The sequence below is a fragment of the Amorphoplanes digitatis genome (assembly GCF_014205335.1).
Classification (GTDB): domain Bacteria; phylum Actinomycetota; class Actinomycetes; order Mycobacteriales; family Micromonosporaceae; genus Actinoplanes; species Actinoplanes digitatus.
In genome coordinates this window covers 8,540,101-8,561,379 of record NZ_JACHNH010000001.1, presented here as the reverse complement: position 1 = coordinate 8,561,379, position 21,279 = coordinate 8,540,101, and the positions used below count along the sequence as shown (strand labels likewise).

Annotated in this window: 18 protein-coding genes and 1 pseudogene; 12 read left to right on the top strand and 7 right to left on the bottom strand. The window is 70.5% G+C overall.

What is annotated here, in order from left to right; translation table 11 throughout:
* Positions 1–2: 2 nt before the first annotated feature.
* Together BJ971_RS37900 and BJ971_RS37895 are read right to left on the bottom strand one after the other, a co-directional pair.
* Positions 3–653 carry a helix-turn-helix domain-containing protein gene (locus BJ971_RS37900; RefSeq protein ID WP_184998101.1) on the bottom strand — a complete coding sequence of 217 codons (651 nt, stop codon included), beginning with the start codon at positions 651–653 and terminating at the stop codon, positions 3–5.
* Between the two features lie 1,129 nt (positions 654–1,782).
* Positions 1,783–2,853: a hypothetical protein gene (locus BJ971_RS37895; protein ID WP_239087574.1), complete on the bottom strand. Its 1,071-nt coding sequence runs from the start codon at positions 2,851–2,853 to the stop codon at positions 1,783–1,785.
* Between the two features lie 122 nt (positions 2,854–2,975).
* Between BJ971_RS37895 and BJ971_RS37890 the strand changes: the two genes are divergently transcribed.
* The 3 genes from BJ971_RS37890 to BJ971_RS37880 are packed head-to-tail and all read left to right on the top strand — an operon-like array spanning position 2,976 to position 5,965.
* Positions 2,976–4,439: a menaquinone biosynthesis decarboxylase gene (locus BJ971_RS37890; RefSeq protein ID WP_184998100.1), complete on the top strand. Its 1,464-nt coding sequence runs from the start codon at positions 2,976–2,978 to the stop codon at positions 4,437–4,439.
* A complete protein-coding gene (gene mqnP, locus BJ971_RS37885; RefSeq protein WP_184998099.1) occupies positions 4,436–5,332 on the top strand; it encodes a menaquinone biosynthesis prenyltransferase MqnP in 897 nt (298 codons plus the stop codon). The genes BJ971_RS37890 and mqnP overlap by 4 nt, the downstream gene beginning before the upstream one ends.
* Positions 5,333–5,338: 6 nt before the next feature.
* The gene (locus BJ971_RS37880; RefSeq protein WP_184998098.1) at positions 5,339–5,965 is read left to right on the top strand and encodes a UbiX family flavin prenyltransferase; all 627 of its coding nucleotides are present in this window, start codon (positions 5,339–5,341) and stop codon (positions 5,963–5,965) included.
* 37 nt (positions 5,966–6,002) lie between these two features.
* On the opposite strand, the gene BJ971_RS37875 is transcribed toward BJ971_RS37880, so the two are convergent.
* On the bottom strand, positions 6,003–6,278 hold the full coding sequence (locus tag BJ971_RS37875) for a BldC family transcriptional regulator (RefSeq protein ID WP_184998097.1): 276 nt from the start codon (positions 6,276–6,278) through the stop codon (positions 6,003–6,005).
* 222 nt (positions 6,279–6,500) lie between these two features.
* Between BJ971_RS37875 and BJ971_RS37870 the strand changes: the two genes are divergently transcribed.
* The 3 genes from BJ971_RS37870 to BJ971_RS37860 all read left to right on the top strand — a co-directional run bounded on the left by BJ971_RS37870 (position 6,501) and on the right by BJ971_RS37860 (position 9,580).
* A complete protein-coding gene (locus tag BJ971_RS37870) occupies positions 6,501–6,962 on the top strand; it encodes an Lrp/AsnC family transcriptional regulator (RefSeq protein ID WP_184998096.1) in 462 nt (153 codons plus the stop codon).
* Between the two features lie 3 nt (positions 6,963–6,965).
* Entirely contained in the window at positions 6,966–8,060 is a 1,095-nt protein-coding gene (gene cds1 / locus BJ971_RS37865) for an L-cysteine desulfhydrase Cds1 (protein WP_184998095.1), read from the top strand.
* A gap of 86 nt (positions 8,061–8,146) precedes the next feature.
* Positions 8,147–9,580, top strand: coding sequence for a hypothetical protein (locus BJ971_RS37860; protein WP_184998094.1), 1,434 nt, complete (start codon positions 8,147–8,149; stop codon positions 9,578–9,580).
* 71 nt (positions 9,581–9,651) lie between these two features.
* Here BJ971_RS37860 and BJ971_RS37855 read toward each other — a convergent pair whose 3' ends face one another.
* The 3 genes from BJ971_RS37855 to BJ971_RS37845 all read right to left on the bottom strand — a co-directional run bounded on the left by BJ971_RS37855 (position 9,652) and on the right by BJ971_RS37845 (position 15,046).
* Positions 9,652–11,547 carry a DEAD/DEAH box helicase gene (locus BJ971_RS37855; protein ID WP_239087575.1) on the bottom strand — a complete coding sequence of 632 codons (1,896 nt, stop codon included), beginning with the start codon at positions 11,545–11,547 and terminating at the stop codon, positions 9,652–9,654.
* A gap of 239 nt (positions 11,548–11,786) precedes the next feature.
* Positions 11,787–13,283, bottom strand: a complete 1,497-nt coding sequence (locus tag BJ971_RS37850; RefSeq protein WP_184998092.1) for a hypothetical protein — start codon at positions 13,281–13,283, stop codon at positions 11,787–11,789.
* A gap of 155 nt (positions 13,284–13,438) precedes the next feature.
* Positions 13,439–15,046: a C40 family peptidase gene (locus BJ971_RS37845; protein WP_239087576.1), complete on the bottom strand. Its 1,608-nt coding sequence runs from the start codon at positions 15,044–15,046 to the stop codon at positions 13,439–13,441.
* Positions 15,047–15,264: 218 nt separating this feature from the next.
* Here BJ971_RS37845 and mqnE point away from each other — a divergent pair, with 218 nt between their 5' ends.
* The 6 genes and pseudogenes from mqnE (at position 15,265) to BJ971_RS37815 (ending at position 19,810) form a co-directional block, all read left to right on the top strand.
* Positions 15,265–16,434: an aminofutalosine synthase MqnE gene (gene mqnE / locus BJ971_RS37840; RefSeq protein ID WP_184998090.1), complete on the top strand. Its 1,170-nt coding sequence runs from the start codon at positions 15,265–15,267 to the stop codon at positions 16,432–16,434.
* Positions 16,435–16,467: 33 nt separating this feature from the next.
* Complete coding sequence (locus BJ971_RS37835) at positions 16,468–16,902, top strand: hypothetical protein (protein ID WP_184998089.1); 435 nt, start codon at positions 16,468–16,470, stop codon at positions 16,900–16,902.
* Positions 16,903–16,916: 14 nt separating this feature from the next.
* Entirely contained in the window at positions 16,917–17,264 is a 348-nt protein-coding gene (locus tag BJ971_RS37830; RefSeq protein WP_184998088.1) for a DUF4229 domain-containing protein, read from the top strand.
* A 138-nt stretch (positions 17,265–17,402) separates the two neighbouring features.
* Positions 17,403–18,701: pseudogene (locus BJ971_RS37825) on the top strand (M14 family metallopeptidase); the annotation flags it as partial.
* 157 nt (positions 18,702–18,858) lie between these two features.
* Complete coding sequence (locus BJ971_RS37820) at positions 18,859–19,188, top strand: hypothetical protein (RefSeq protein ID WP_184998086.1); 330 nt, start codon at positions 18,859–18,861, stop codon at positions 19,186–19,188.
* A gap of 94 nt (positions 19,189–19,282) precedes the next feature.
* Positions 19,283–19,810, top strand: a complete 528-nt coding sequence (locus BJ971_RS37815) for a hypothetical protein (protein ID WP_184998085.1) — start codon at positions 19,283–19,285, stop codon at positions 19,808–19,810.
* On the opposite strand, the gene BJ971_RS37810 is transcribed toward BJ971_RS37815, so the two are convergent.
* A complete protein-coding gene (locus BJ971_RS37810) occupies positions 19,807–21,246 on the bottom strand; it encodes a calcium-binding protein (protein ID WP_184998084.1) in 1,440 nt (479 codons plus the stop codon). The genes BJ971_RS37815 and BJ971_RS37810 overlap by 4 nt on opposite strands.
* Positions 21,247–21,279: the final 33 nt, after the last annotated feature.

The following is a 21,279-nucleotide window of genomic DNA, read 5'->3' as shown; positions in this document are numbered from 1 at the left end:
GTTCACTCGCCGTCGGGCGCCAGCGCCTCCTGGATCAGGCTGATCTCGCGGGACTGCGCGTTCCAGCCGCCGATCGACTCGCTCGCTGGCGCCGCGCGGCCGGACGGTTCGATCTGCATGTGCCATCCGGTGTGCAGGGCCGTGTCGACCACCCAGCTCCCGCATTTCGGGCAGGTGTAGCCGGTCCGGGTGGACTCGGCCTCCGCGGTGCCGGGAGCGTCCGTGCCGCGGCGCAGGGTGTTGGCGGCGGTCCAGAGATGCAGCCACTCCTGCACGACGGTCTGCGGCGGCACCCGTAGCGCGACGGCCAGGTTCTCGACGAGCGGCCAGGACGGCACCATCTTGCCGGCGAACACCTTGGACAGCGTCGCCTTGCTGTAGTGCACGGCCTCGCCCAGCGCGCCCAGCGCTGGCTTGCCCGCGTTCACGTGCGCGAACGTCAGCCGCTCGGCCAACTCCCGGGCCGCGGTCTCCGGGTCCATCAGCTTGGCCCGCATCCGCGCCAGCTCGTGCTCGCGGGCGAGGGCGGCGTTCGACGGGCGCCCCGTCGTGCCGGGCGGATCGGTCTGCGGTCCGGTGGTGGTGGAGGCGCACTCGGCCCGGTGCCGGCCGCCGCGGGTCCCGCCCGGTCCGTCGGCTGCGCGGGTCATCATGCCCGCCGTCCGGATCGCGGCGCCGGTCGTTTGTCAATGTAACTACAAGTCACCGATGAGCCTCTTTCGGCAGGTGGTTCGAATGGTGTGGTCTCGGGCCTGGCGCGTGGGGAGTGATGCGGCCTGATGGTGGGCAGATCGCATCGTCGAGATTGATTGTGCCCCAGGGTGTCGAGGTATTCCACCACTCTCCGTCGTCGTAATGCGAGGATCCGAAGGGTGGCCAGTAGATGCAAGTTGCACGTACGGGTCGCGGTGAAGTTTGTTTACCGAAATCGTTACCCGCGGGTAGGTCCACCGGGGAATCGACGAAGGGGCCGGAGTCGCGTCGTTGAACGCGTCGCCGGCCCCTCAATCGCTTCCGGAAAGACCGCCACCATAGCCGCTTCCCGGGTCCTGCTGATCCGATATCGGCCCGAGACCAACCAGACGCAACATCGGGCGGAAATTCTAGGACCTCCGCGTGACAACCGTACCGGTCGCCCGGATCGTGCTCCAAGACCAGCGATGGAACGTGCGCCATCTGTCCGGGTCGCCGTACGGAGAGGGTGCTTGCAGGTCGCGGCGGGCGCTACCCCTGCGCAACATCAGGAAACACCGTGCTGTATCTACCGTCCCGACCTGGGCATTGGTGACCACGAAGATCATCAATTGCGAAACGCTGGGAAACCGGCCGATGAGTGATCACTCGGCCGAGGTCCGGCGGGTCCGGACGGGTAGCCATTTCCCTTGATCTGGGCTGCCCGATCAAGGGAGTGATTCGAGATCAATTGCCGAAGCGCTGTCGTCGCCGATCCGTATTGGTCGCGCCGTCAGCCGGGACGATCGCCAATAAATGCAGATCTCTCGGTATCCACAATGACCGGCGTTATTGATTCCGCGTTCCCGTCCGAAACCTTGAGCGCATGAATGCCTTGCTGTTTCGGGTCCTCCGAGGGTGGAGCGGGAAAGTCCGCTTTGAACGGTATAGTCCTTATGAAGATCTAATACCTAATAGTGCGGCTCAACATCACTCAGAGTGATGTATTCCGTTCTTGAAGTGAGACCGTTGCGGAAAATTTCCGGTAGGCATGACGAGAGCGCCCGAGTGTCGTATCCCCGACTCTCCGCCCGATACGCAGAGTGTCGCTCAGCCGCCCAGCACGGGGCCGAGGAGGTTCCCGACGACGTTCGGGCTGGGGGAGGTCGCCGGCTCCGGCTCTCCCACGACGTCCGCGTCGGCGGAGGCCGCCGGCTCCGGTTCACCCACCACGTCCGCGCTGCCGGAGGTCGCCGGCGCCGGCTCGGCCACCAGGTCGGTGGCGAGGCCGTCACCGAGGCTGCCGCCGGCGCCGCCCGGGCAGTCACCGGCCCGCCAGGTGTCGTACTGGGTCAGCCAGTCCAGGCAGAAGCCCGCGGAGCGCTGCTGTGCCGTGCCGCCGATCTGGGTGTCGACGTCCTCGCGCCAGTAGCGCGGCGAGCCGTCACCCGGCGCGCGCAGCTGCACGTTGTCCACGGTCACCGGCGGAACCGGCAGCCGCGCCGCCCGGCTCGAGTCGACGTGCACCTCCACGTACTGCTCGACGTACGCGCTCGCGCCGATCGGCAGCCGCTGCGCGGTGAGCAGGTTCCAGCGGTCGTTCCACCAGAGCCACGCCTGCCACACGTTGTCCGAGTCCGTGTGCAGGTCCAGCCAGGCCCGGTCGCCCGGCCTGAGCTGGTACTGGTCGTAGAACTGCCAGGTCTTCGTGTTGGTGTTGAACGTGTAGATGTGCTGCCGTCCGGCGCCCGCCCAGCCGGTCTCGGCCCAGCCGGCCTCCAGCCAGGCGATGCTGCCGCCGCCCATGTCGCGCTTGACCATGAAGCGGCCGGCCACGAAGTCGTACGTGTTCGGCCGGACGCCACCGTCCACGATCGAGATGCGGCCGGAGACGCCGCGCCACTCGCCGGCGGTGCCCGCGCCCAGGTGGTGGTAGCCGCTCGGGGTGGTGGCACCGCGCATCAGGTCGAGCCGCACCGCGGACTCCAGGATCGGCCCGGTCGCCCGGCAGGCGCCGGGCGCGTCCCGGCCGGCGGGTCCGGTCGGCGGTGTGGTGGACGCCGCACCCTCCGGGCACGCCGGCAGCAGGTAGCGGCGGTGCGACGCGGCCGGCGCGGCCAGGGCGAGGGCCGTGACCAGGCCACCGAGGGCGCTCCATCGCGCCACGGACCGGAAATTCACGTCGCCCACCTCGCCCCTGCCCACCCCGGATAACGAATCGCTGGCTCAACGCCGGAGCAGATCTTCCGGTGACGGTTCCCGCCCGGTGATCACTGCCCGTTCCGTGGTGCGAGACTGGGCTCATGGCTTCGAAGGGCTTTCCGTACCACGACCTGCAAGGCTTCATCACCGCCCTGGAGCAGGCCGGCGAGCTGCGCCGGGTCGGCGTGCCGGTCGATCCGACGCTGGAGATCAGCGAGGTGGTCACCCGCACCGTCCGCGCCGGCGGGCCGGCCCTGCTCTTCGAGCGCCCGACCCGCGGCGAGATGCCGATCGTCGTCAACCTCTTCGGCACGGAGAAGCGGATGGCCATGGCGCTCGGCGTCGACTCGCTCGACGAGGTCGGCGACCGGATCGGCTCGCTGATCCAGCCCGAGCTGCCGGTCGGCTGGTCCGGCATCCGCGAGGGCATCGGCAAGGTGCTCCAGCTCAAGTCGGTACCGCCCCGCAAGGTCAAGAGCGCGCCCTGCCAGGAGGTCGTGCTCAAGGGCGACGAGGTCGACCTGAACAAGCTGCCCGGCCTGCGGGTCTGGCCCGGTGACGGCGGCATCTTCCACAACTACGGGCTGACGCACACCAAGCACCCGGAGACCGGCAAGCGCAACCTCGGCCTCTACCGGCTGCAGCAGCACTCGAAGAACACGCTCGGCATGCACTGGCAGATCCACAAGGACTCGACCGCGCACCACGCGGTCGCCGAGCGGCGCGGCGAGCGGCTGCCCGTCGCGATCGCGATCGGCTGCGACCCGGTGGTCAGCTACGCGGCCAGCGCCCCGCTGCCGGGCGACATCGACGAGTACCTGTTCGCGGGCTTCCTGCGCGGCGAACGGGTCGAGATGGTCGACTGCCTGACCGTGCCGTTGCAGGTACCGGCGCAGGCGCAGGTCGTCCTCGAGGGCTACCTCGAGCCGGGCGAGCGGGTGCCCGAGGGGCCGTTCGGGGACCACACCGGCTTCTACACACCGGTCGAGCCCTTCCCGGTGCTGCACATCGAGTGCATGACGATGCGCAAGCAGCCGATCTACCACTCGATCGTCACGTCGAAGCCGCCGCAGGAGGATCACGGCCTGGGCAAGGCCACCGAGCGGATCTTCCGGCCGCTGCTCAAGATGCTGATCCCGGACATCGTCGACTACGACATGCCGGCCGCGGGCGTCTTCCACAACTGCGTGATCGTCTCGATCCGCAAGCGGTACCCGAAGCACGCGCAGAAGATCATGAACGCGATCTGGGGCGCGCACCTGATGTCGCTCACCAAGCTGATCGTGGTCGTCGACGAGGACTGCGACGTGCACGACTACCACGAGGTCGCCTTCCGGGCGTTCGGCAACGTCGACTACGACCGCGACCTGCTGGTCACCCAGGGGCCCGTCGATCACCTCGACCACGCCTCCTACCAGCAGTTCTGGGGCGGAAAGGCGGGCCTGGACGCCACCCGTAAGCTGCCTGCGGAGGGCTACACCCGGGGCTGGCCGGAAGAGATGACCATGGCACCGGAGGTGACCGCCCTCGTGGACAAGCGCTGGAAGGAGTACGGGATCTCGTGACCGCCGTCGCGTCCGCACCCGAGCAGCCGGGCCGGGTCAAGGCCTTCCTGCGCCTGGTGGCCATCGAGCACTCCGTCTTCGCGCTGCCCTTCGCGTACCTGTCCGCGCTTGTCGCGATGGACCGCGAGGGCACGGGGGTGCACTGGGTCGACCTGTTGCTGATCACGATCGCGATGGTGTCCGGTCGCACGTTCGCCATGGCGGCCAACCGGATCCTGGACCGCCGGATCGACGCGCAGAATCCGCGTACCGCCAATCGCGAGCTGGTCACCGGCGCGGTGAGCGTCCGCACGGCCTGGACCGGCGCGGCCGTCTCCCTCGTCGTGCTGTTCCTGGCCGCGGGCCTGCTCAACTGGCTCTGCCTGGTGCTGTCGCCGCTCGCGGTGATCCCGCTGATCGTCTACCCCTATGCGAAGCGGTTCACGAACTTCCCGCACTACGTGCTGGCGCTCGCGCAGGCCGTGGCGCCGGTCGGCGCCTGGCTCGCGATCACCGGCACGTTCGCCGGGTCCGGACCGGCGTGGGTGCTCGGCGTCGCGGTCGGGCTCTGGATCGGCGGCTTCGACATCATCTACGCCTGCCAGGACGTCGAGGTCGACCGGCGGATTGGCGTGCACTCGACGCCGGCCCGCTTCGGGGTCCGCACCGCGCTGCACATCTCGACCGCGACCCACGTGGTGACGTTCGCCCTCTTCGTCTGGTTCGGACAGCTTGTCGGCCTCGGCTGGCTCTGGTGGGTGGGGCTGGCGCTGACCGCGGTGGCGTTCGGCTATCAGCACGTCGTCGTCACCCCCGACGACCTCTCCAAGGTCAACCGGGCGTTCTTCACCGCGAACGGCTTCGTGGGCATCGCGCTGTTCGCCTTCGCCGTCCTAGATCTGCTCCTGGGCTAGGCCGAGATGCGGAACCCCTGGATCGTCGGCGTCTCGGGAGCCTCCGGCACGCCCTATGCGAGGGCCCTCATCCGCGCGCTGCTGGACGCCGGCGAGCCGGTGGACCTGATTGTCTCCAGGGCCGCCCGGCTGACCCTGCTGGACGAGACGGGCGCGACCGTCCGGGACGCGCACTGGAAGGACGACGTCGCGGCCTGGCTGGGCCGGGATCTGGACGACCTGGCCTACTGGCCCGTCGGTGACCTCGCGGCCGGGCCGAGCAGCGGCTCGTATCCGGCGCGGGGCATGGCGGTCGTGCCCGCCAGCACGGCCGCCTGCGCGGGCATCGCGATCGGGCTCTCCAAGGATCTGCTCCAGCGGGCCGCCGAGGTCAACCTCAAGGAGCGCCGGCGAACGGTGATCGTGCCCCGCGAGACGCCGGTGACCCGTAGCCATCTCGAGCATCTGATCGCCCTGCACGACGCCGGGGCGGTGGTCCTGCCCGCGAGCCCGGGCTTCTACGGTGCCGGTGCGCGGGCGACCGCGGGGCAGTTGGTGGACTTCGTGGCGGGCAAGGTACTCGACGCTCTCGGCGTACCCCACGAGCTTTTTACCCGCTGGACCGGTGATCTCGGGTCCGGACGCCAGGACTAGCTGCCTTAAATGGGGTATTAATGCCCTATGCGAAGCTTCAGCGCAGTCCGTTCGGCGGTCCGTAACTGGAGCCCGGGTTCGCCGGGCCACCGTTGCGCGGTCGGTTCGCGGCGTCGTCCTCGCGCATTTCCTCGACCACTCCGTCGCCCTCGAGCAGCGCACGGACCTCTGACTCACGGAACCGGCGGTGTCCACCCGGAGTGCGGATGCTGCCGATACGTCCGGCGGCCGCCCAGCGTGTGACCGTCTTCGGATCCACCCGGAACAGCGCGGCCACCTCCCCAGGCGTAAGCAGTCGATCTCCTGTGTCCACGGCCCTCTCCTCGCGTCGTGTTGGAGCGCCGGTGGTCACGGTGAGTGTCGGCGTGCTCGATCGGGACGTAGTGCCATTAGAGCATCGCCAAAAACAGCAAGTCGTTGAAATGCGGAAAAAGCCCCGATTGCGACGTTGACCATTATCCTTGCCCCCGTCATGGCATCCGCGCTCGCTACCGGGCGTGAGATACCCGGACGTGTCGCACTAACCTCTGAACCCATGGACGCCATCGACCTGCGCCTGATCGACCTGCTGCGGGACAACGCCCGCTCGTCGTACGCCGAACTCGCCCGGCAGGTGGGCCTCTCGGCACCCGCGGTGCACGAGCGGGTCGGCAAGCTGGAGGCTGGCGGAACGATTCGGGCATATCGCGCCGAGATCGATCATGACGCGATCGGGCTCGGCGTGACCGCGCTCATCGGCATCGTCGAGGACTCCGGCGCCGACACCGACGACGTGCTCGCCGCGCTGCGGGTGATGCCCGAGATCGAATCCTGCTATTTCATGGCAGGCGTCGAGTCGTACCAGCTCACGGTCCGGGTGGGCACCATCGCCAAACTCGAGCAGCTGATCGTCCGGATCAACCGCACGCCGGGGGTCGCCTCGACCCGCACGGCGATCGCGCTCTCCACAAAGTGGGAGAACCGGCCGCAGCCCGGCCTCGATCCAGCGGTAGGTTGAACCATGGAACAGCTCGACCGCTGCGACGACGCAGCCCGCGAATGGGAGCGCGACGCCGTCGCGCTGGTGGAGGCCGACGCCAACCGCTCGGCCGACACCCACCTGCTGCCGTTTCCGCTGCCGCGGTCCTGGGGGATCGACCTCTACCTCAAGGACGAGTCCTCACACCCCACCGGGTCACTCAAGCACCGCCTGGCCCGCTCGCTCTTCCTGTACGCCCTCTGCAACGGCTGGATCGGCCCGAACACCCCGATCGTCGAGGCGTCCTCCGGGTCGACGGCGGTCAGCGAGGCCTACTTCGCCAGGATGCTCGGGCTCGAGTTCATCGCGGTCATGCCGGCGAGCACGTCGCCGGAGAAGATCTCGCTGATCGAGTTCCAGGGCGGCAAGTGCCACCTGGTTGACGACCCGACGGCCGTCGTCGCCACGGCGCGCACCCTCGCCGCCGACCTCGGCGGGCACTTCATGGACCAGTTCACCCACGCCGAGCGGGCCACCGACTGGCGGGGCAACAACAACATCGCGGAGTCCATCTACGCGCAGCTGGCACTCGAGCGGCATCCCGTACCGGCGTGGATCGTCGTCGGGGCCGGCACCGGCGGCACCAGCGCGACCATCGGGCGGTTCACCCGCTACCGGCGCTACCCCACCCGGCTCTGCGTCGTCGACCCGGAGGGCTCGGCGTTCTGGCCCGCCTACGTGGCCCGCGACTGGACGCTCTCGACCGGCCGGGGCTCGCGGATAGAGGGCATCGGCCGGCCCCGGGTCGAGGCGTCCTTCCAGCCCGCGGTCGTGGACCGGATGATGGCGGTGCCCGACGCGGCGTCCCTGGCGGCCATGCGGTCCGGCTCGGCGGTGCTCGGCCGTCGCGTCGGCGGCTCCACCGGTACGAACCTGTGGGGCGCGTTCGCCCTGATCGCCGAGATGCTGGCCGCCGGGCGTACGGGATCGGTGGTCACGCTGATCTGCGACGGCGGCGAGCGGTACGCGGACACGTACTACTCGGATGCCTGGGTGGCGCGGCAGGGCCTGGACCTCGAGCCGTACCGCGCCGTCCTCGACGCCTTCCTGGCGACGGGCCGGTGGCAGGGCTCGTGATCGGGGGCAGCGCGGGGAGCGTAGACCTGCCAAAATCGAAGCGGTAGCGAACGGGACTCGGGTTCGCTTCGGGCTCAAGGAGCACAGTGCGCGACGCCGAAGAATACCCAGCCCCCCAGGAGTTCCCGGCCGTCCCACCCGGCCCGCTGATCCCGCACCAGCGCATGCCCGTCGAGTACGGCCAGCTGCCGCCGCTCGTCCTGATGCCCGGCATGCAGCTGCCCCCGCCGCCCCCACGCCGAGGACGCACCGCCCTGCTAGTCGGCGGCGTGCTGGCGCTCGTCGCGGTGCTCTGCGTCGGTGCCGGCTTCGTCTACGTCGTCGCCGCCCGTGACGCGCTGGCCGAGCGCGCGGAGGCCACGGACAAGCCGAAGGCCAACGCGCTGCCGCTGACGCCGTACGACGCGGCCAACGCCACGCTGGAGGCCCAGTCGGCGGCCCTGCTGCGCGGCGAGGAGAAGGGCTGGATCGCCGCCCTGGACCCGAGCCAGTCCAAGCTGCGCACGAAGTACCACTCGATGTACAAGTCGCTGCGGGCCCTGGGCGTCAGCCGCTTCGAATACCACACGGGCTCGAGCCCGAAGAGCGGTAAGAACGGCACGATCGCCCTGACCGCGCATGCCGAGTACTGCTTCAGCACGGACCGATGCCCGGAGGCGGAGTCCGAGGGCCAGCCCTGGATCAAGCAGGAGCTGACCTTCAAGTCCGTCAACGGCAAGTGGCTGATCACCGCGGCAAGCGTGAAGAAGAGCCGCGAGGAGCAGCAGCCGACCCCGTGGGAGTCCGGCGAACTGTTCTTCCAGCAGGGCAAGCGGGTGACGCTGATCGCCGGCAGCAGCGAGCGGAAGTACTTCAAGCTGATCATGCCGGTCGCCGAGAAGGCCGCGGCCGTCAACGACCGCTTCGCGGGCATGGTCGGCAACCCGCAGAAGAAGTACCGCATCTACCTGGCCGGCGCGAAGCAGTGGAAGAGCTGGTACGGCGGCGTCGACGACGACTGGGTGATCGCCTACGCGATGCCGCTCAACGAGGCGGGCAGCGACGTGGTGGTCAACGTCGCCCAGGTGAAGAACGACAAGACGGTCATGGCGAGCACGATCCAGCACGAGCTGGGCCACGTCGTGACGCTCGGCGGCGCCGCGCGCTCCGGCGACGGCGGCGACATGTGGCTGGAGGAGGGCATCGCCGAGTACATCGGCTGGTACCCCAAGCCCGCGACCGCGAGCTGGCGGCGCTCGAGCGTGCGCGCGGTGGTGCAGAGCGGCAAGCGGCCCAAGTCCATCGCGGCCCGCGCCCTCGCCGGCGACGCCAGCCCGGACACCAGCGACGCCTTCTACGGGCTGGGCCACTTCGCCGCCGACTGCATGGCCCGCAAGTACGGCCAGCGCGCGCTCTTCGACTTCGTCCGGCTCTACCTGCGGGAGGACCGCGACCTCGAGCCCGCCTCCCAGGAGGCGTTCGGCAAGCCCTTCGCGACCGTCGACAAGGCCTGCGTCGCCTGGATCCGCGACCAGGTCTGACCGGCCGGGCCGGTGAAACGCCGAAGGCCCCCGGCGGGGGAGCGCCGGGGGCCTCGTCTAACAGGCGTCGATCAGTGGGTGTGTGCCGGACGACCGGTCGAGTAGCGGTCGTTGCGGCCGCCCTCGCGCCGGAAGCCACCGGGCCGCTCGCCGTAGTTGCGCGCCGGGCGGTCGCCGAACGAACGCTGGTCGCCGCCGCCGGTGGGGCGGCCGCCCCCGCCGGTGGGACGGTCGCCGTAGGAACGGTCGCCGCCGCCGGCAGGCCGGTCGCCGTAGGAACGGTCGCCGCCGCCGGCAGGCCGGTCGCCGTAGGAGCGGTCGCCGCCGCCGGTGGGGCGGTCGCCGTAGCCACGGTCGCCGGTGGGGCGGTCGCTGTAGGCGCGGTCGCCGGTCGGGCGGTCGCCGTAGCTGCGCGCCGGGCGGTCGCCGAACGAACGCTGGTCGCCGCCGCGCGGGCGGTCGCCGTAGCTGCGCTCGCCACCGCCGAAGGAGCTGCGGGGGCGGTCGCCGAACGAGCGCTGCTCGCCGGTGCGCTGCGGGCGGTCGCCGTAGCCACCGGTGCGGGGGCGGTCGCCGTAGCCACCGCGCTGCGGGCGGTCGCCGAAGCGGCGCGGCCGGTCGCCACGCTCGCGCGGCTCGGGCTCGATCCGCACCGGGACACCGCTGGGCTCACGGGCACCGGTGACCTTGGCGAGCTGCTCGTCGCCCAGGCGCACGCGAAGCTCGGCCGGCGTGACGCCCGCCTTCAGCATCATCGAGGCCGTGGTGCGGCGCTGCTTCGGGAGCACCAGCGTCACGACCGCGCCGGACTCGCCCGCGCGGGCCGTACGGCCGGCGCGGTGCAGGTAGTCCTTCGGGTCCTTCGGCGGGTCGACGTGCATGACCAGCGAGATGCCGTCGACGTGGATGCCGCGGGCCGCGACGTCCGTGGCGACCAGCACGTTCGTCCGGCCTTCCTTGAACTCGGCGAGCGTGCGGGTGCGGACCCGCTGGGTCTTGCCGCCGTGCAGCGCGCCGGCCCGGACGCCGACCGCCGCGAGCTGGTCGACCAGCCGGTCGACGCCCATCTGGGTGCGGGCGAAGACGATCGTCTTGCCCTCCCGGTTGGCGATCGAGGCGGTGATCGGGAACTTGTCGTGCGGCGGGATCAGGAGCATGTGGTGCTCCATCGTGGACACGCTCGCCTCGGCCGGCGCGGTCGAGTGCGTGACCGGGTCGTTCATGAACCGCTTGACCAGCGCGTCGACGTCACCGTCGAGCGTGGCCGAGAAGAGCAGGCGCTGCGCGTCGGCCGGGGTCTTGGACAGCAGCTCGGTGACCTCGGGCAGGAAGCCCATGTCGGCCATCTGGTCGGCCTCGTCCAGGACGGTGACCTCGACGGCGTCCAGCTTGCAGGCGCCGCGCTCGATCAGGTCGCCGAGGCGGCCCGGGGTGGCCACGATGACCTCGACGCCGCGCCGCAGCGCGTCCATCTGCCGGTCGTAGGGCACGCCGCCGACGGCGGTCTTCAGGAAGACGCCGACGGAGCGACCGAGCGGCATCAGCGCGTCGGCGACCTGCATGGCCAGCTCGCGGGTCGGCACCAGGATCAGGGCCTTCGGCTGGTGCGGCAGCGCGCGGCCGCCCTGTGCGACCCGGGCGAGCAGCGGCAGGCCGAACGCCAGCGTCTTGCCGGAGCCGGTCTGGCCGCGGCCGAGCACGTCCCGGCCCGCGAGGGCGTCGGGCATGGTGGCGGCCTGGATCTCGAACGGGGTGTTGATGCCCTCGCGGCTGAGCACGCGGACGAGCTCGGCGGGGAGACCCAGCTCGGCGAAGGTCGGAACGACGGCCGTCTCGGCCAGCTCCACCTCGACGGCGGCGGGGGTCTCCTGCGCGGCCTCGATGGCGTCGGTGCGGGGGGTTTCGCCGGACTCGGCGGGGACTTCGAAGACGGACGGGAACGTGCTGGGGTCAGCGAAAGTGGTCAAGAGAACCTCTCTACGGGGGCGCATGCTCGCGAATGGCCCGCCGCGGCTACGAACAGCCGGCCGCTGAAATGACCGCAAGAACGCCCGTGGCGTGCCCCATGAGGGCACGCCAGGTCAATTACTTCCATCAGTGTACGGGCCAACGTGGTCGACATCGCCCGCATTCCGCGCCGGTAGTGGGCAGGCTCACCCTTCGGCGCAACCTCGCCAGCTTAGGGGGAGGTGCGGCTTCCGACAACCTAATCCTTGAAAACGCCACCGATCATGTCGCTGAAGGCGTCGCCGACGGTGAACAGGAAGGCCAGGCTCACGCCGACCAGGATGAGCAGCACGACGAGCATCGCGACGATCACCTTGACGTTGCTCTGCCGCTGCGTGTCGGGCCCGTCACGCCAGCCCTGGGCCAGGATGTGGCCGGTCAGCGAGCCGGAATTCTCGACCGGGTTGGTGCTCACGGGCATGGTCATGTCCGGCGGCGCGTAGTCGGCGAGGCCGCCGTAGACGGTGCCCTGCATCCGCTGCTGCGGCACGGCGGCCGGCTGCTGTCCGGATCCCGACCCATAGGTCGTCGGCCGCGTCGGCGCGCTACTGACCTGTGCGGCCGATCCGCCGAACGGCTGCCCGGCACCGCCCGATGCGCCTACCCCGTAGGGAGTCGAACCGCTGCGGGGCTGGTGGTCGTGCTGGGCCGCGCCGCCCACATTGATGGGTCCGCCCGCGGCGGCGGAACCGGACCAGGGCGGCATCGTGTACGCCGGCAGGCCGGCGCCGGCCGCGGGGATCACCGGCGGACCGGGGAACGGGGCCGGCGGCGGGCCGGGCACGGGCGAGGGGCCGGGCCCCGGCGGCACGGGGTCTGGACCCGGGCCGGGCGGCACGGGCGACGGGCCGGGTCCCGGCGGCACGGGACTGGGCCCGGGGCCGGGCGGCACGGGGCTGGGTCCGGGGCCCGGGGGCACGGGGCCGGGCCGGGCCGGGCTCGGCGCGGGTGTCGGCGGCGGGGTGGGAGTCGGTGTGGGCAGCGGCGCGGGCTCGGGCCGGGTCGGCTCGGGCTTGGCCGGCGCGGGCTTCGGCGGCTCCGGGGTCGAGGGCTCGGGCAGATCCGGTTCCGGTTCCGGCGAGGCGGCCGCGGCCTGGCCACGCTTCTCGGCGACGCTCATCCAGCTGACGGCGGCCGGCTTGTCGGCGTCCTTCGGCTTGGCCGGGGCCGCCGGCTTGTCCGCCTCGGCGGCCTTTTCGGCGGCCTTCTCGGCGCCTGCGGTCGCGACCGGCTTGTCATCGACGACGGCGGCCGGCTTGTCATCGGTGGCCGGCTTGTCGGCGGACCGGTCCGTGCTGCGGGCGCCGTAGACCTTGGCCTGGCCGCTGGGCCAGGTGGCGGCGCGGGCGCCGGCCGGATCGATCGAGCCGGGCACGGTGGCGCGGGCGGCGTTGGCGCCGGGCGGAACGGAGACCGGCCGGGCGGCGCCGCCGCTCGAGCCGGCGGACGCGGGAGGAGAGCTCACGGACGCCGAAGGCACGCTGACGCTCGCCGAGGCGGCGGGAGTGGCAGGAGATGCGGGCGGCGCGCTGACGCTGGCCGAGGCCTTGCCGGCCGGCGCCCACAGGGCACCCGGTGCGGGCGGCGGTGGCGGCTCGTATCCCTGATCGTTCTGAGGCCCGGCGCTGCTCGCGGGCGTCCGCGCAGCGTGCGGCGTCCCGCCGTCGCTGTCCGGTTTCGCCTGCTGCTCGTCCATGGATCCTCCCGATCGCCGCCACCCTCGTGACGACGCCAAATACCTGCCGCCGGGCACGTCGATTGCCGGGCGCTGGTGACTACGGTGCCATATCAGCGCTCATAAGCGCATCCGGCGTTAGGGCGTTTCCCCGCCTTGAAGATCGCGAAACCGGGTCAGTCGCCGTCGCTCGAAGCGGAGGCCGACGCCGAATTCGTTGCCGCGGACGAAGGCGCCGCGGCCGACTTCGAGGCCGCCGATGCCGACGCCGACGAAGACGAAGAGGTGTCCCCCGACTTCGACGGCGAACTGTCCGAGGACCCGGCCGTGGATCCGCTCGGCGAAGGCGCGGCCGATTGGGTCTCGGTCGGGTCCGGGTTCGTCGGCGGGGTGCTGGGGGTCGTCGGCTGCGTCGAGGGCGGCGTCGTCGTCGGCTTCGTGGTCGGCTTGGTGGTGGGCGGCGTCGTCGGCGGCTTCGTCGTCGGCTTGGTGGTCGGCGGGGTCGTCGGCGGCTTCGTCGTCGTCGGGTTGTCGCTCGGCGTCTCCGGGTCCGGGTTGCCGAGCACCGGGCCCTCGACCGTGCCCTCGACCGAGCCGTAGATGCGGGTCGCGCCGAAGAGCCGGGTCCAGCGGACCGGGGTCAGGCGGACGTTGAGGCCGGTGCGCGGCGCCTCGACCATCATGCCGTCGCCCGCGTACATCGCGACGTGGTGGATTCCCGTCCAGCTGCTTGTCGAGCTGAAGAAGAGCAGGTCGCCCGGGAGCAACGAGTAGCGGTCAACGACCTTGGCCCGGGTCTGGTAGTACTGGTCCTTCGACACCCGGGTCAGCGGGAAGTTGCCCGCGGCGTCCGAGCGGTAGGCCGCGTACATCAGGCCGGAGCAGTCGTACTGGTCCGGGCCCTCCTCGGACCAGACGTACGGGTCTCCGCGCTGGGCCAGGGCGAAGGTCAGCGCGGCGATGGCCCGCGGGTCGGCGCCGCGGCCGGCGTTCTCGCCGGACAGGTAGCCCGCGCCGGCCTGCGCGTCCCGGGCCGCGGCGGCCGCGTCGGCGGCGCGGACCTCGTCGGCGTGCTGCTGCTCGAGCTTCTGCTGGGCGGCCGACTTCTTGTTGACCTCGGCCTGGAGCTTGTCGCGATCGACGGTGACCAGGTCGAGGTGTGCCCGCACCGACTGCTGCTCGGAGAGCGCGGCCGTGTTGGCGTCCTGTGCGATCGCGAGCTGCCGGCCGGCGGCCTGCTCGGTCGCGGAGTCGCCGCGGTTGATCCGGGCGAGCGAGTCGAGGTCCTCCAGGCCGGAGCCGAGCGTGCCGGGCGGCATGGCGGCGGCGTCACGGACGGCCGCGGCCGCGGCGTCCGCGGCCTCCTCCCGGGCCGCCGCGAGCGAGACCGCGGTCTGCGCGACCTTCTGATCGGCGGTCGCCAGCTGCTGGGTGGCGAGGTCGAAGTCTTCCTTGGTCCGGGTCAGCTTCTCGCCGAGGGTGGCGAGCTCGTCCCGGCCCTTCTCGACCTTGGCGAGCAGCGGGGTCATCGCGACGCCGGTGGAAACGATCGGCGTCGTCGTGGCCGGGCCGGTGCTCGTCTGGCCCGGCATCGTGAGCGTGCCGAGCGGCAGCGGCCGGGAGCCGGCGTCGGGCACCGCGGGCGGTGCCACCGGGGCGGCGGAGGCCGGCAACGGGTTGAAGAGCATGGCGATGGCGGCTGCGGTCGCGGCGGAATACGCCAGCGGGCGCCACCATGGGCGCGGCCGCCGCGAGCCACCTCGGCCGTACTGCCAATTCGTCAACATGCGCTCCCCGGTCCGCGCTCGGTCGCCCTCCGACGCTTACGTCCTTCTAGGTTCTTACCCCAACCCGTGCACCGCTGTCGATCGATTCCAGTTGAGAGGAGCCTGAGAATCGTATGCCCGACTGCGTGATCCGCGCCGCCCCGAAGCCGCCGCGCTCCCATCGTCGCCGGTGGCAGGACGTAGGCTCGGCGGTGAGCGATGGGAAAGGGGCACACATGGACGTCGGACTGAAGCGTGAGCTGGAGGCCAAGGTCTACGCGGGCGAGCGGCTGACCCGTGCGGACGGTGTCGCCCTCTACGAGTCCGACGATCTCGCCTGGCTCGGCCGGCTGGCGCATCACAAGCGTACTGAGATGAACGCCGACCGGGTGATGTTCAACGTCAACCGGCACCTCAACCTCACCAACGTCTGCTCCGCAAGCTGTGCGTACTGCTCGTTCCAGCGCAAGCCGGGCGAGAAGGACGCATACACCATGCGCATCGACGAGGCCGTACGCAAGGCCAAGGAGATGGAAGATGAACAACTCACAGAATTGCACATCGTCAATGGACTGCACCCCACGCTGCCCTGGCGGTACTACCCCAAGGTGCTGCGCGAGCTGAAGGCGGCGCTGCCGAACGTCAAGCTCAAGTGCTTCACGGCGACCGAGGTCCAGTGGTTCGAGAAGATCAGCGGCCTGCCGGCCACCGAGATCCTCGACGAGCTGATGGACGCGGGGCTGGAGTCGCTGACCGGCGGCGGCGCGGAGATCTTCGACTGGGAGGTCCGCCAGCACATCGTCGACCACGCCTGCCACTGGGAAGACTGGTCCCGGATCCACCGGCTCGCGCACTCCAAGGGCATGAAGACCCCCGCCACCATGCTGTACGGCCACATCGAGGAGCCGCGGCACCGGGTCGACCACGTCATGCGCCTTCGCGAGTTGCAGGACGAGACGGGTGGTTTCGCGGTCTTCATCCCGCTTCGCTACCAGCACGACTTCGTCGACTCGGCGGACGGCAAGATCCGCAACCGGATCCAGGCCCGCACCACGATGGCGTCGCCGGCCGAGTCGCTGCGCACCTTCGCGGTCTCCCGGCTGATGTTCGACAACGTGCCGCACCTGAAGAACTTCTGGGTCATGCACGGGCTGTCGGTGGCTCAGCTCTCGCTGAACTTCGGCGCCGACGACCTGGACGGCTCGGTCGTCGAGTACAAGATCACCCACGACGCCGACGACTACGGCACGCCGACCACGATGCACCGCGACGACCTGCTCAACATCATCTGGGACGCGGGTTTCCAGCCCGTCGAGCGCAACACCCGCTACGAGGTCGTCCGGGAGTACGCGAAGCCGACACCGCTCGCGGAGCGCCGCAGCGAGCCGCAGCAGGTCTGGGCGTAGGGAGCGGGCGCCTCGGCGTACCCTCTCGTTGTTATGGCCGAGACCAGAAATGACCGTCGCCCCCGCCGCGACGCCGACGGACGGCTGGTGACCATCGGCGACCTGATCGGTGTCGCCCTCGCCGGCCTCGTCACCGGCGTCGTGGTCCTGCTCGTCTTCGAGGCGGTCATGTCGCTGGCCGAGGCGTTCGTATTCGGCGACTCCAGCGGCTGGCTCGCGTTGATCCTGCCGGTGTGGTTGTTCACCGAGGAGTTCCGCGCGGCCCGCCACGGCCACAACGCGTACCGGTTCGTGGTCGCCGCGCTGGGCGCGGGCTTCGGTGTCGCGGTCGGAATGACCCTCGCGGGCCTCGCCGCCACCGTCTTCCCGGCGCTTGTCAGCGGCGCGATCGGCGCGCTCGGCCTGACCGTCGTCTACTGCCTGATCTGGTTCTACGGCCTCCGGTGGCTCAGCCACCGGGTGGGCTGACAGGAGTTCGAAAAATGAGTCCCGCCGTCAAGTACACGCTCGGCCGCATCGGCCTCTTCGTCGTCGTGTTCGCGCTGCTGCTGCCGGTCCCGCTGAACTTCCTGGTCAAGGCGATGATCGCGCTGGTCGCCTCGGCGGCGTTCTCCTACTTCCTGCTGGCCAAGTGGCGCAACGAGATGGCCGAGCAGCTTGGCTCGGTCGCGGAGCGCCGCAAGGCGGAGAAGCAGCGGCTGCGCGCGGCCCTCGCCGGCGACGAGGCGGCGGCCGCCGCGGGTGACCGCGCCGCGGACGACCGCGTCGCCGGCACCGGCCACGCCGCCGCGGGGTCCGCCGAGAACGGCGAGGGAAAAAAGGCTTCCTGACCTGCGCTCGGCGGTCATCACGCCGAGGTAGGGGGCACTTTGGCATGGTCGGCCGAGGCCGAACTCATTGCCAAACGTCGATTCCGAGTGGTGCAGTGACGGGGCCCGAACCCCTCTGACACCCCCCGGAGGTCGTTCATGAGACGACGACGCCTCAATGCCCTGGTATCGGCCGCCGCCGTAGGTGCGGCCCTGATCGCCGCATCCGCCACCGCCGCGCCGCCCGCAACGGCGGTCGCGCGCGCGGACACCTCGGCGCAGTACGAGGTCTACGACGTGCGTACGCTCGCCCAGCGCAACGCGATCGCGAGCACCGGCGCGGCCATCGACGGCGCCGAGCACTCGGTCGTGGAGATCACCGCGACCGGCAGCGAGGTGAAGGCCCTGCGCGCGCTCGGCTTCACGGTCAACCCCGTGACGGTGCCGCTGCCGACCGAGGACGTGTCCACCCTGGACTTCCCCTCCCGGGACGCCGCCTACCACAACTACGCCGAGATGGTCGCCGAGGTCGACGCGATCGTGGCGCAGTATCCGGCGATCGCGAGCAAGCGGGTGCTCGGCCAGACCTACCAGGGCCGCAACATCGTCGCCGTGAAGATCTCCGACAACGTCGGCACGGACGAGAGCGAGCCCGAGGTCCTCTACGACGCCAACCACCACGCCCGTGAGCACCTCACCGTGGAGATGGCCGTCTACCTGCTGCACCTGTACGCCGACAACTACGCGACCGACACCCGGATCCGCAACGTGGTCAACAGCCGCGAGATCTGGATCATCCCGTCGGTGAACCCGGACGGCGCGGAGTACGACGTCGCGACCGGCAGCTACCGCTCGTGGCGCAAGAACCGCCAGCCCAACTCCGGCTCCTCGTACGTCGGCACGGACCTGAACCGCAATTACGGCTACAAGTGGGGCTGCTGCGGCGGCTCGTCCGGCACCACCTCGTCGGACACCTACCGGGGCCCCTCGGCGTTCTCGGCGCCGGAGACGCGGGTGATCCGTGACTTCGTCAACAGCCGGGTGGTCGGCGGCGTACAGCAGATCAAGGCCGCGATCGACTTCCACACCTACTCGGAGCTGGTGCTGTGGCCGCTCGGGTACACCAACGCCGACACGGCGACCGGCGTCATGACCGCCGACCAGAACAACACGTTCGCGACGCTCGGCCGGCAGATGGCGGCGACGAACCAGTACACGCCGGAGCAGGCCAGTGACCTCTACATCACCGACGGCGACTCGCTCGACTGGCTGTGGGGACAGCACAAGATCTTCGCGTACACGTTCGAGATGTACCCGACCAGTTCGTCGGCGGGCGGCTTCTACCCGCCGGCCAGCGTGATCACCCGGGAGACCGCCCGCAACAAGGAGGCGGCGCTGATCATCGCCGAGGTGGCGGACTGCCCCTACAAGGTCATCGGTAAGCAGTCGACCTACTGCTGATCATTATCCGCGTTCTCGGGCGCCCCGCCGGCTCTGCTGGTGGGGCGCCTTTCATGTCCCATGTGGCCGGACCGAGGTAACCGCAATGCTGCGGAGGGGGTTTACCATTCGTTCTCCCCAGGTGGGGGAGTTACGGCGAGAAGGAGTTCATGTCGTGGCGTCTCAGGTGATCGGTGAAGGTTCCAGTCTTGCCGCCGTGCTGACCGAGGTCGCGGCCGAGCGCCGGCGGCAGGACGAGCGCTGGGGCCCGCAGAACCACCCGGACGGCACCGGGCACTGGCACGCCGCGGACGCGGCGCTGGCCCGCAAGGAATGCGAGCAGGCGGCCGAGAACGGGAACCTGAGCTGGCGGCACATCCTGCTCGAGGAGGTCGCCGAGGCCGCCGCCGAGGCGGAGCCGGAGGACCTGCGGTCCGAGTTGATTCAGGTGGCCGCCGTGGCGGTCGCGTGGGCAGAGGCGATCGACCGCCGCGCCGCCCGGTAATTCAGCCGAGTGGTACTCCCCCGGCAATCCGCAAAGTTGAGTCGTAAACCTCACTCCTAGGCGAATAATGGCAGACGTGTCAGTCAATGGCGATTTGGCGCTCCAAGCTGAGCTCCCGGTTCTGATCCGTACGGCGGCCGAACTGGCCCGCCATTGCGATCGCGCCGAACACAATGAACAGGTCGACCGGGCGAAACTGCTCGGTGCCGCCGCCGATCTGCGCGCCATGGGGTGGCGACTCTCGGCGGGATTCGGCGCCGACCTCCGCCAGCGGTACGCCGACCGACTCGAGATGCTGGAGTCCCGGCACCCGCTGGCGGGCGGCGGCGCCTTCGACGGCGGCGAGGCCGTGCGGGTGAGCAAGACCCTGCTGGAGTTGCAGCGGGCGCAGATCCGGCACGACATGGTCTACCACCCGGACGTCGCCGGCATGCCCAAGTACGCCCAGCTTCGGCACTTCACCCTGCACCTGACCAAGCTGACGGCCCTGCTGCTCGACGCGATCGACGGCCACGACCGCGACGACTTCGTCAACCACCGGATCGCCGACATCTTCATCTTCGGCATCAAGATCTCGACCGTCGCCGGCGAGCGCCTGTCCGAAGAGGTCATCGGCGCTTAGGGCCGATCGCGTTCACAATCGACGGTCACGTCGTTGTCCAGCGGCTGGCAGATGTCGCCGATCGCGGTGTTGGCGCCGCCGTCCAGCCGGTCCGGCACGTCGTACCGGTAGCCGTCGGCACCGGTCATCGAGTCGTCGCCGGCCTCGCCGTACAGCTGGTCGCGGCCGTCGTCGCCCTCGAGTTCGTCGTTGCCCGCGCCGCCGCGCACGATGTCGTCGCCCTCGAGGCCGTAGATGAGGTTGTTCCCGGCGTTGCCGGTCAGCCGGTCGTTGCCGGCGCCGCCGTGGATGTCCTCGACGTCCGCGCCGACCGTGTCGTGCTCGCCGGACTGCCCGTCGTCACCGGCGACGCCGTCGAGATCGACAGTTACGGCCTTCGTGTAGCCGAGGTAGCTGACCCGATCCCGGCCGGCCCCGCCGAGCAGCACGTCCGCCGCCCGGGCGCCCCCGAAGCTGTCGTCGCCGAAGAGCGAATCGTCGCCCGCGCCGCCGTTCAGGTGGTCCTTGCCGGTGCCGCCATCGAGGGCGTCGTCCCCGCCGCCGCCGATCAGCGTGTCGTTGCCGCCCAGCCCGCGCAGGACGTTCCTGGCGGAGTTGCCGGTCAACCTGTCGTTGCCGTCGCCACCGTCGATGTTCTCGACGTCGGTGCCGATGCTGTCGTGCTCGTTCTTGGCGCCGTCGTCGCCCTTCGCGCCGTCGTTGTCGGCGATCACCGCCCTGGCGCGCGAGATGTAGGTGACGGTGTCCTCGCCGCTTCCGCCGGCGAACAGGTCGGCGTCCGGAAGCGACGGGTCGTAGGCCTGATCGAAGGTGTCGGGGCCGGCGCCGCCGTACTCCTTGTCGTTGCCGTCCATGCCAAGCAGCTGGTCGTGCCCGTTGCGGCCGACGAGGGTGTCGTTGCCGAAGCCGCCGTCCAGCGAGTCGTCGCCGTCCCCGCCGTCGAGCCGGTCGTTGCCGTCCGAGCCGGTCATCCAGTCCGTGCCGCCGAGGCCGTACAGCTTGTCCGCGCCTGAGCCGCCGCGCAGCGTGTCGCTGCGCGGGCCGCCGGTGAGCGTGTCGGCGCCGGTACCGCCGTCCGCGGTCATACCCAGGCCCGTCCGGTTGACCACCGAGTCGTTGCGGTCGAAGGTGTACACCCGGATCCGGGTCGGCGCCTTCTTCGTGGTGCACCGCACCCTGGTCTTGTCGCCCTTGACCGCCCTGCAGCCCTTGCCGGCCTTCACGGCGACCTTGTCGTCGACGGTGATGGTGTTGCCGGAGCGGGTGACGACGACCCTGTTCTGCTTGCCCTTGGCCGCCTTGTACCGCACCTTGGTCGACTCGACGACGGTGGCGACACCCGCCGTCGCGGCCTGCGCCGGTGCGGCGAGCACACCCGTGGAGAGCATGGTCAGCAGGGCGGCGCCGGCGCCGGCCAGCGAGACGAAACGCAGCACAGTGGACTCCCCGTGGATCCGCCGATCGGAGCA

What these genes read in the sequence shown, in the direction of transcription:
- BJ971_RS37900 (WP_184998101.1), bottom strand. Translation starts at nt 653, where the DNA reads ATGATGACCCGCGCAGCCGACGGACCGGGCGGGACCCGCGGCGGCCGG.
- BJ971_RS37890 (WP_184998100.1), top strand. Translation starts at nt 2,976, where the DNA reads ATGGCTTCGAAGGGCTTTCCGTACCACGACCTGCAAGGCTTCATCACC.
- BJ971_RS37880 (WP_184998098.1), top strand. Translation starts at nt 5,339, where the DNA reads ATGCGGAACCCCTGGATCGTCGGCGTCTCGGGAGCCTCCGGCACGCCC.
- BJ971_RS37870 (WP_184998096.1), top strand. Translation starts at nt 6,501, where the DNA reads ATGGACGCCATCGACCTGCGCCTGATCGACCTGCTGCGGGACAACGCC.
- cds1 (WP_184998095.1), top strand. Translation starts at nt 6,966, where the DNA reads ATGGAACAGCTCGACCGCTGCGACGACGCAGCCCGCGAATGGGAGCGC.
- BJ971_RS37850 (WP_184998092.1), bottom strand. Translation starts at nt 13,283, where the DNA reads ATGGACGAGCAGCAGGCGAAACCGGACAGCGACGGCGGGACGCCGCAC.
- mqnE (WP_184998090.1), top strand. Translation starts at nt 15,265, where the DNA reads ATGGACGTCGGACTGAAGCGTGAGCTGGAGGCCAAGGTCTACGCGGGC.
- BJ971_RS37835 (WP_184998089.1), top strand. Translation starts at nt 16,468, where the DNA reads ATGGCCGAGACCAGAAATGACCGTCGCCCCCGCCGCGACGCCGACGGA.
- BJ971_RS37830 (WP_184998088.1), top strand. Translation starts at nt 16,917, where the DNA reads ATGAGTCCCGCCGTCAAGTACACGCTCGGCCGCATCGGCCTCTTCGTC.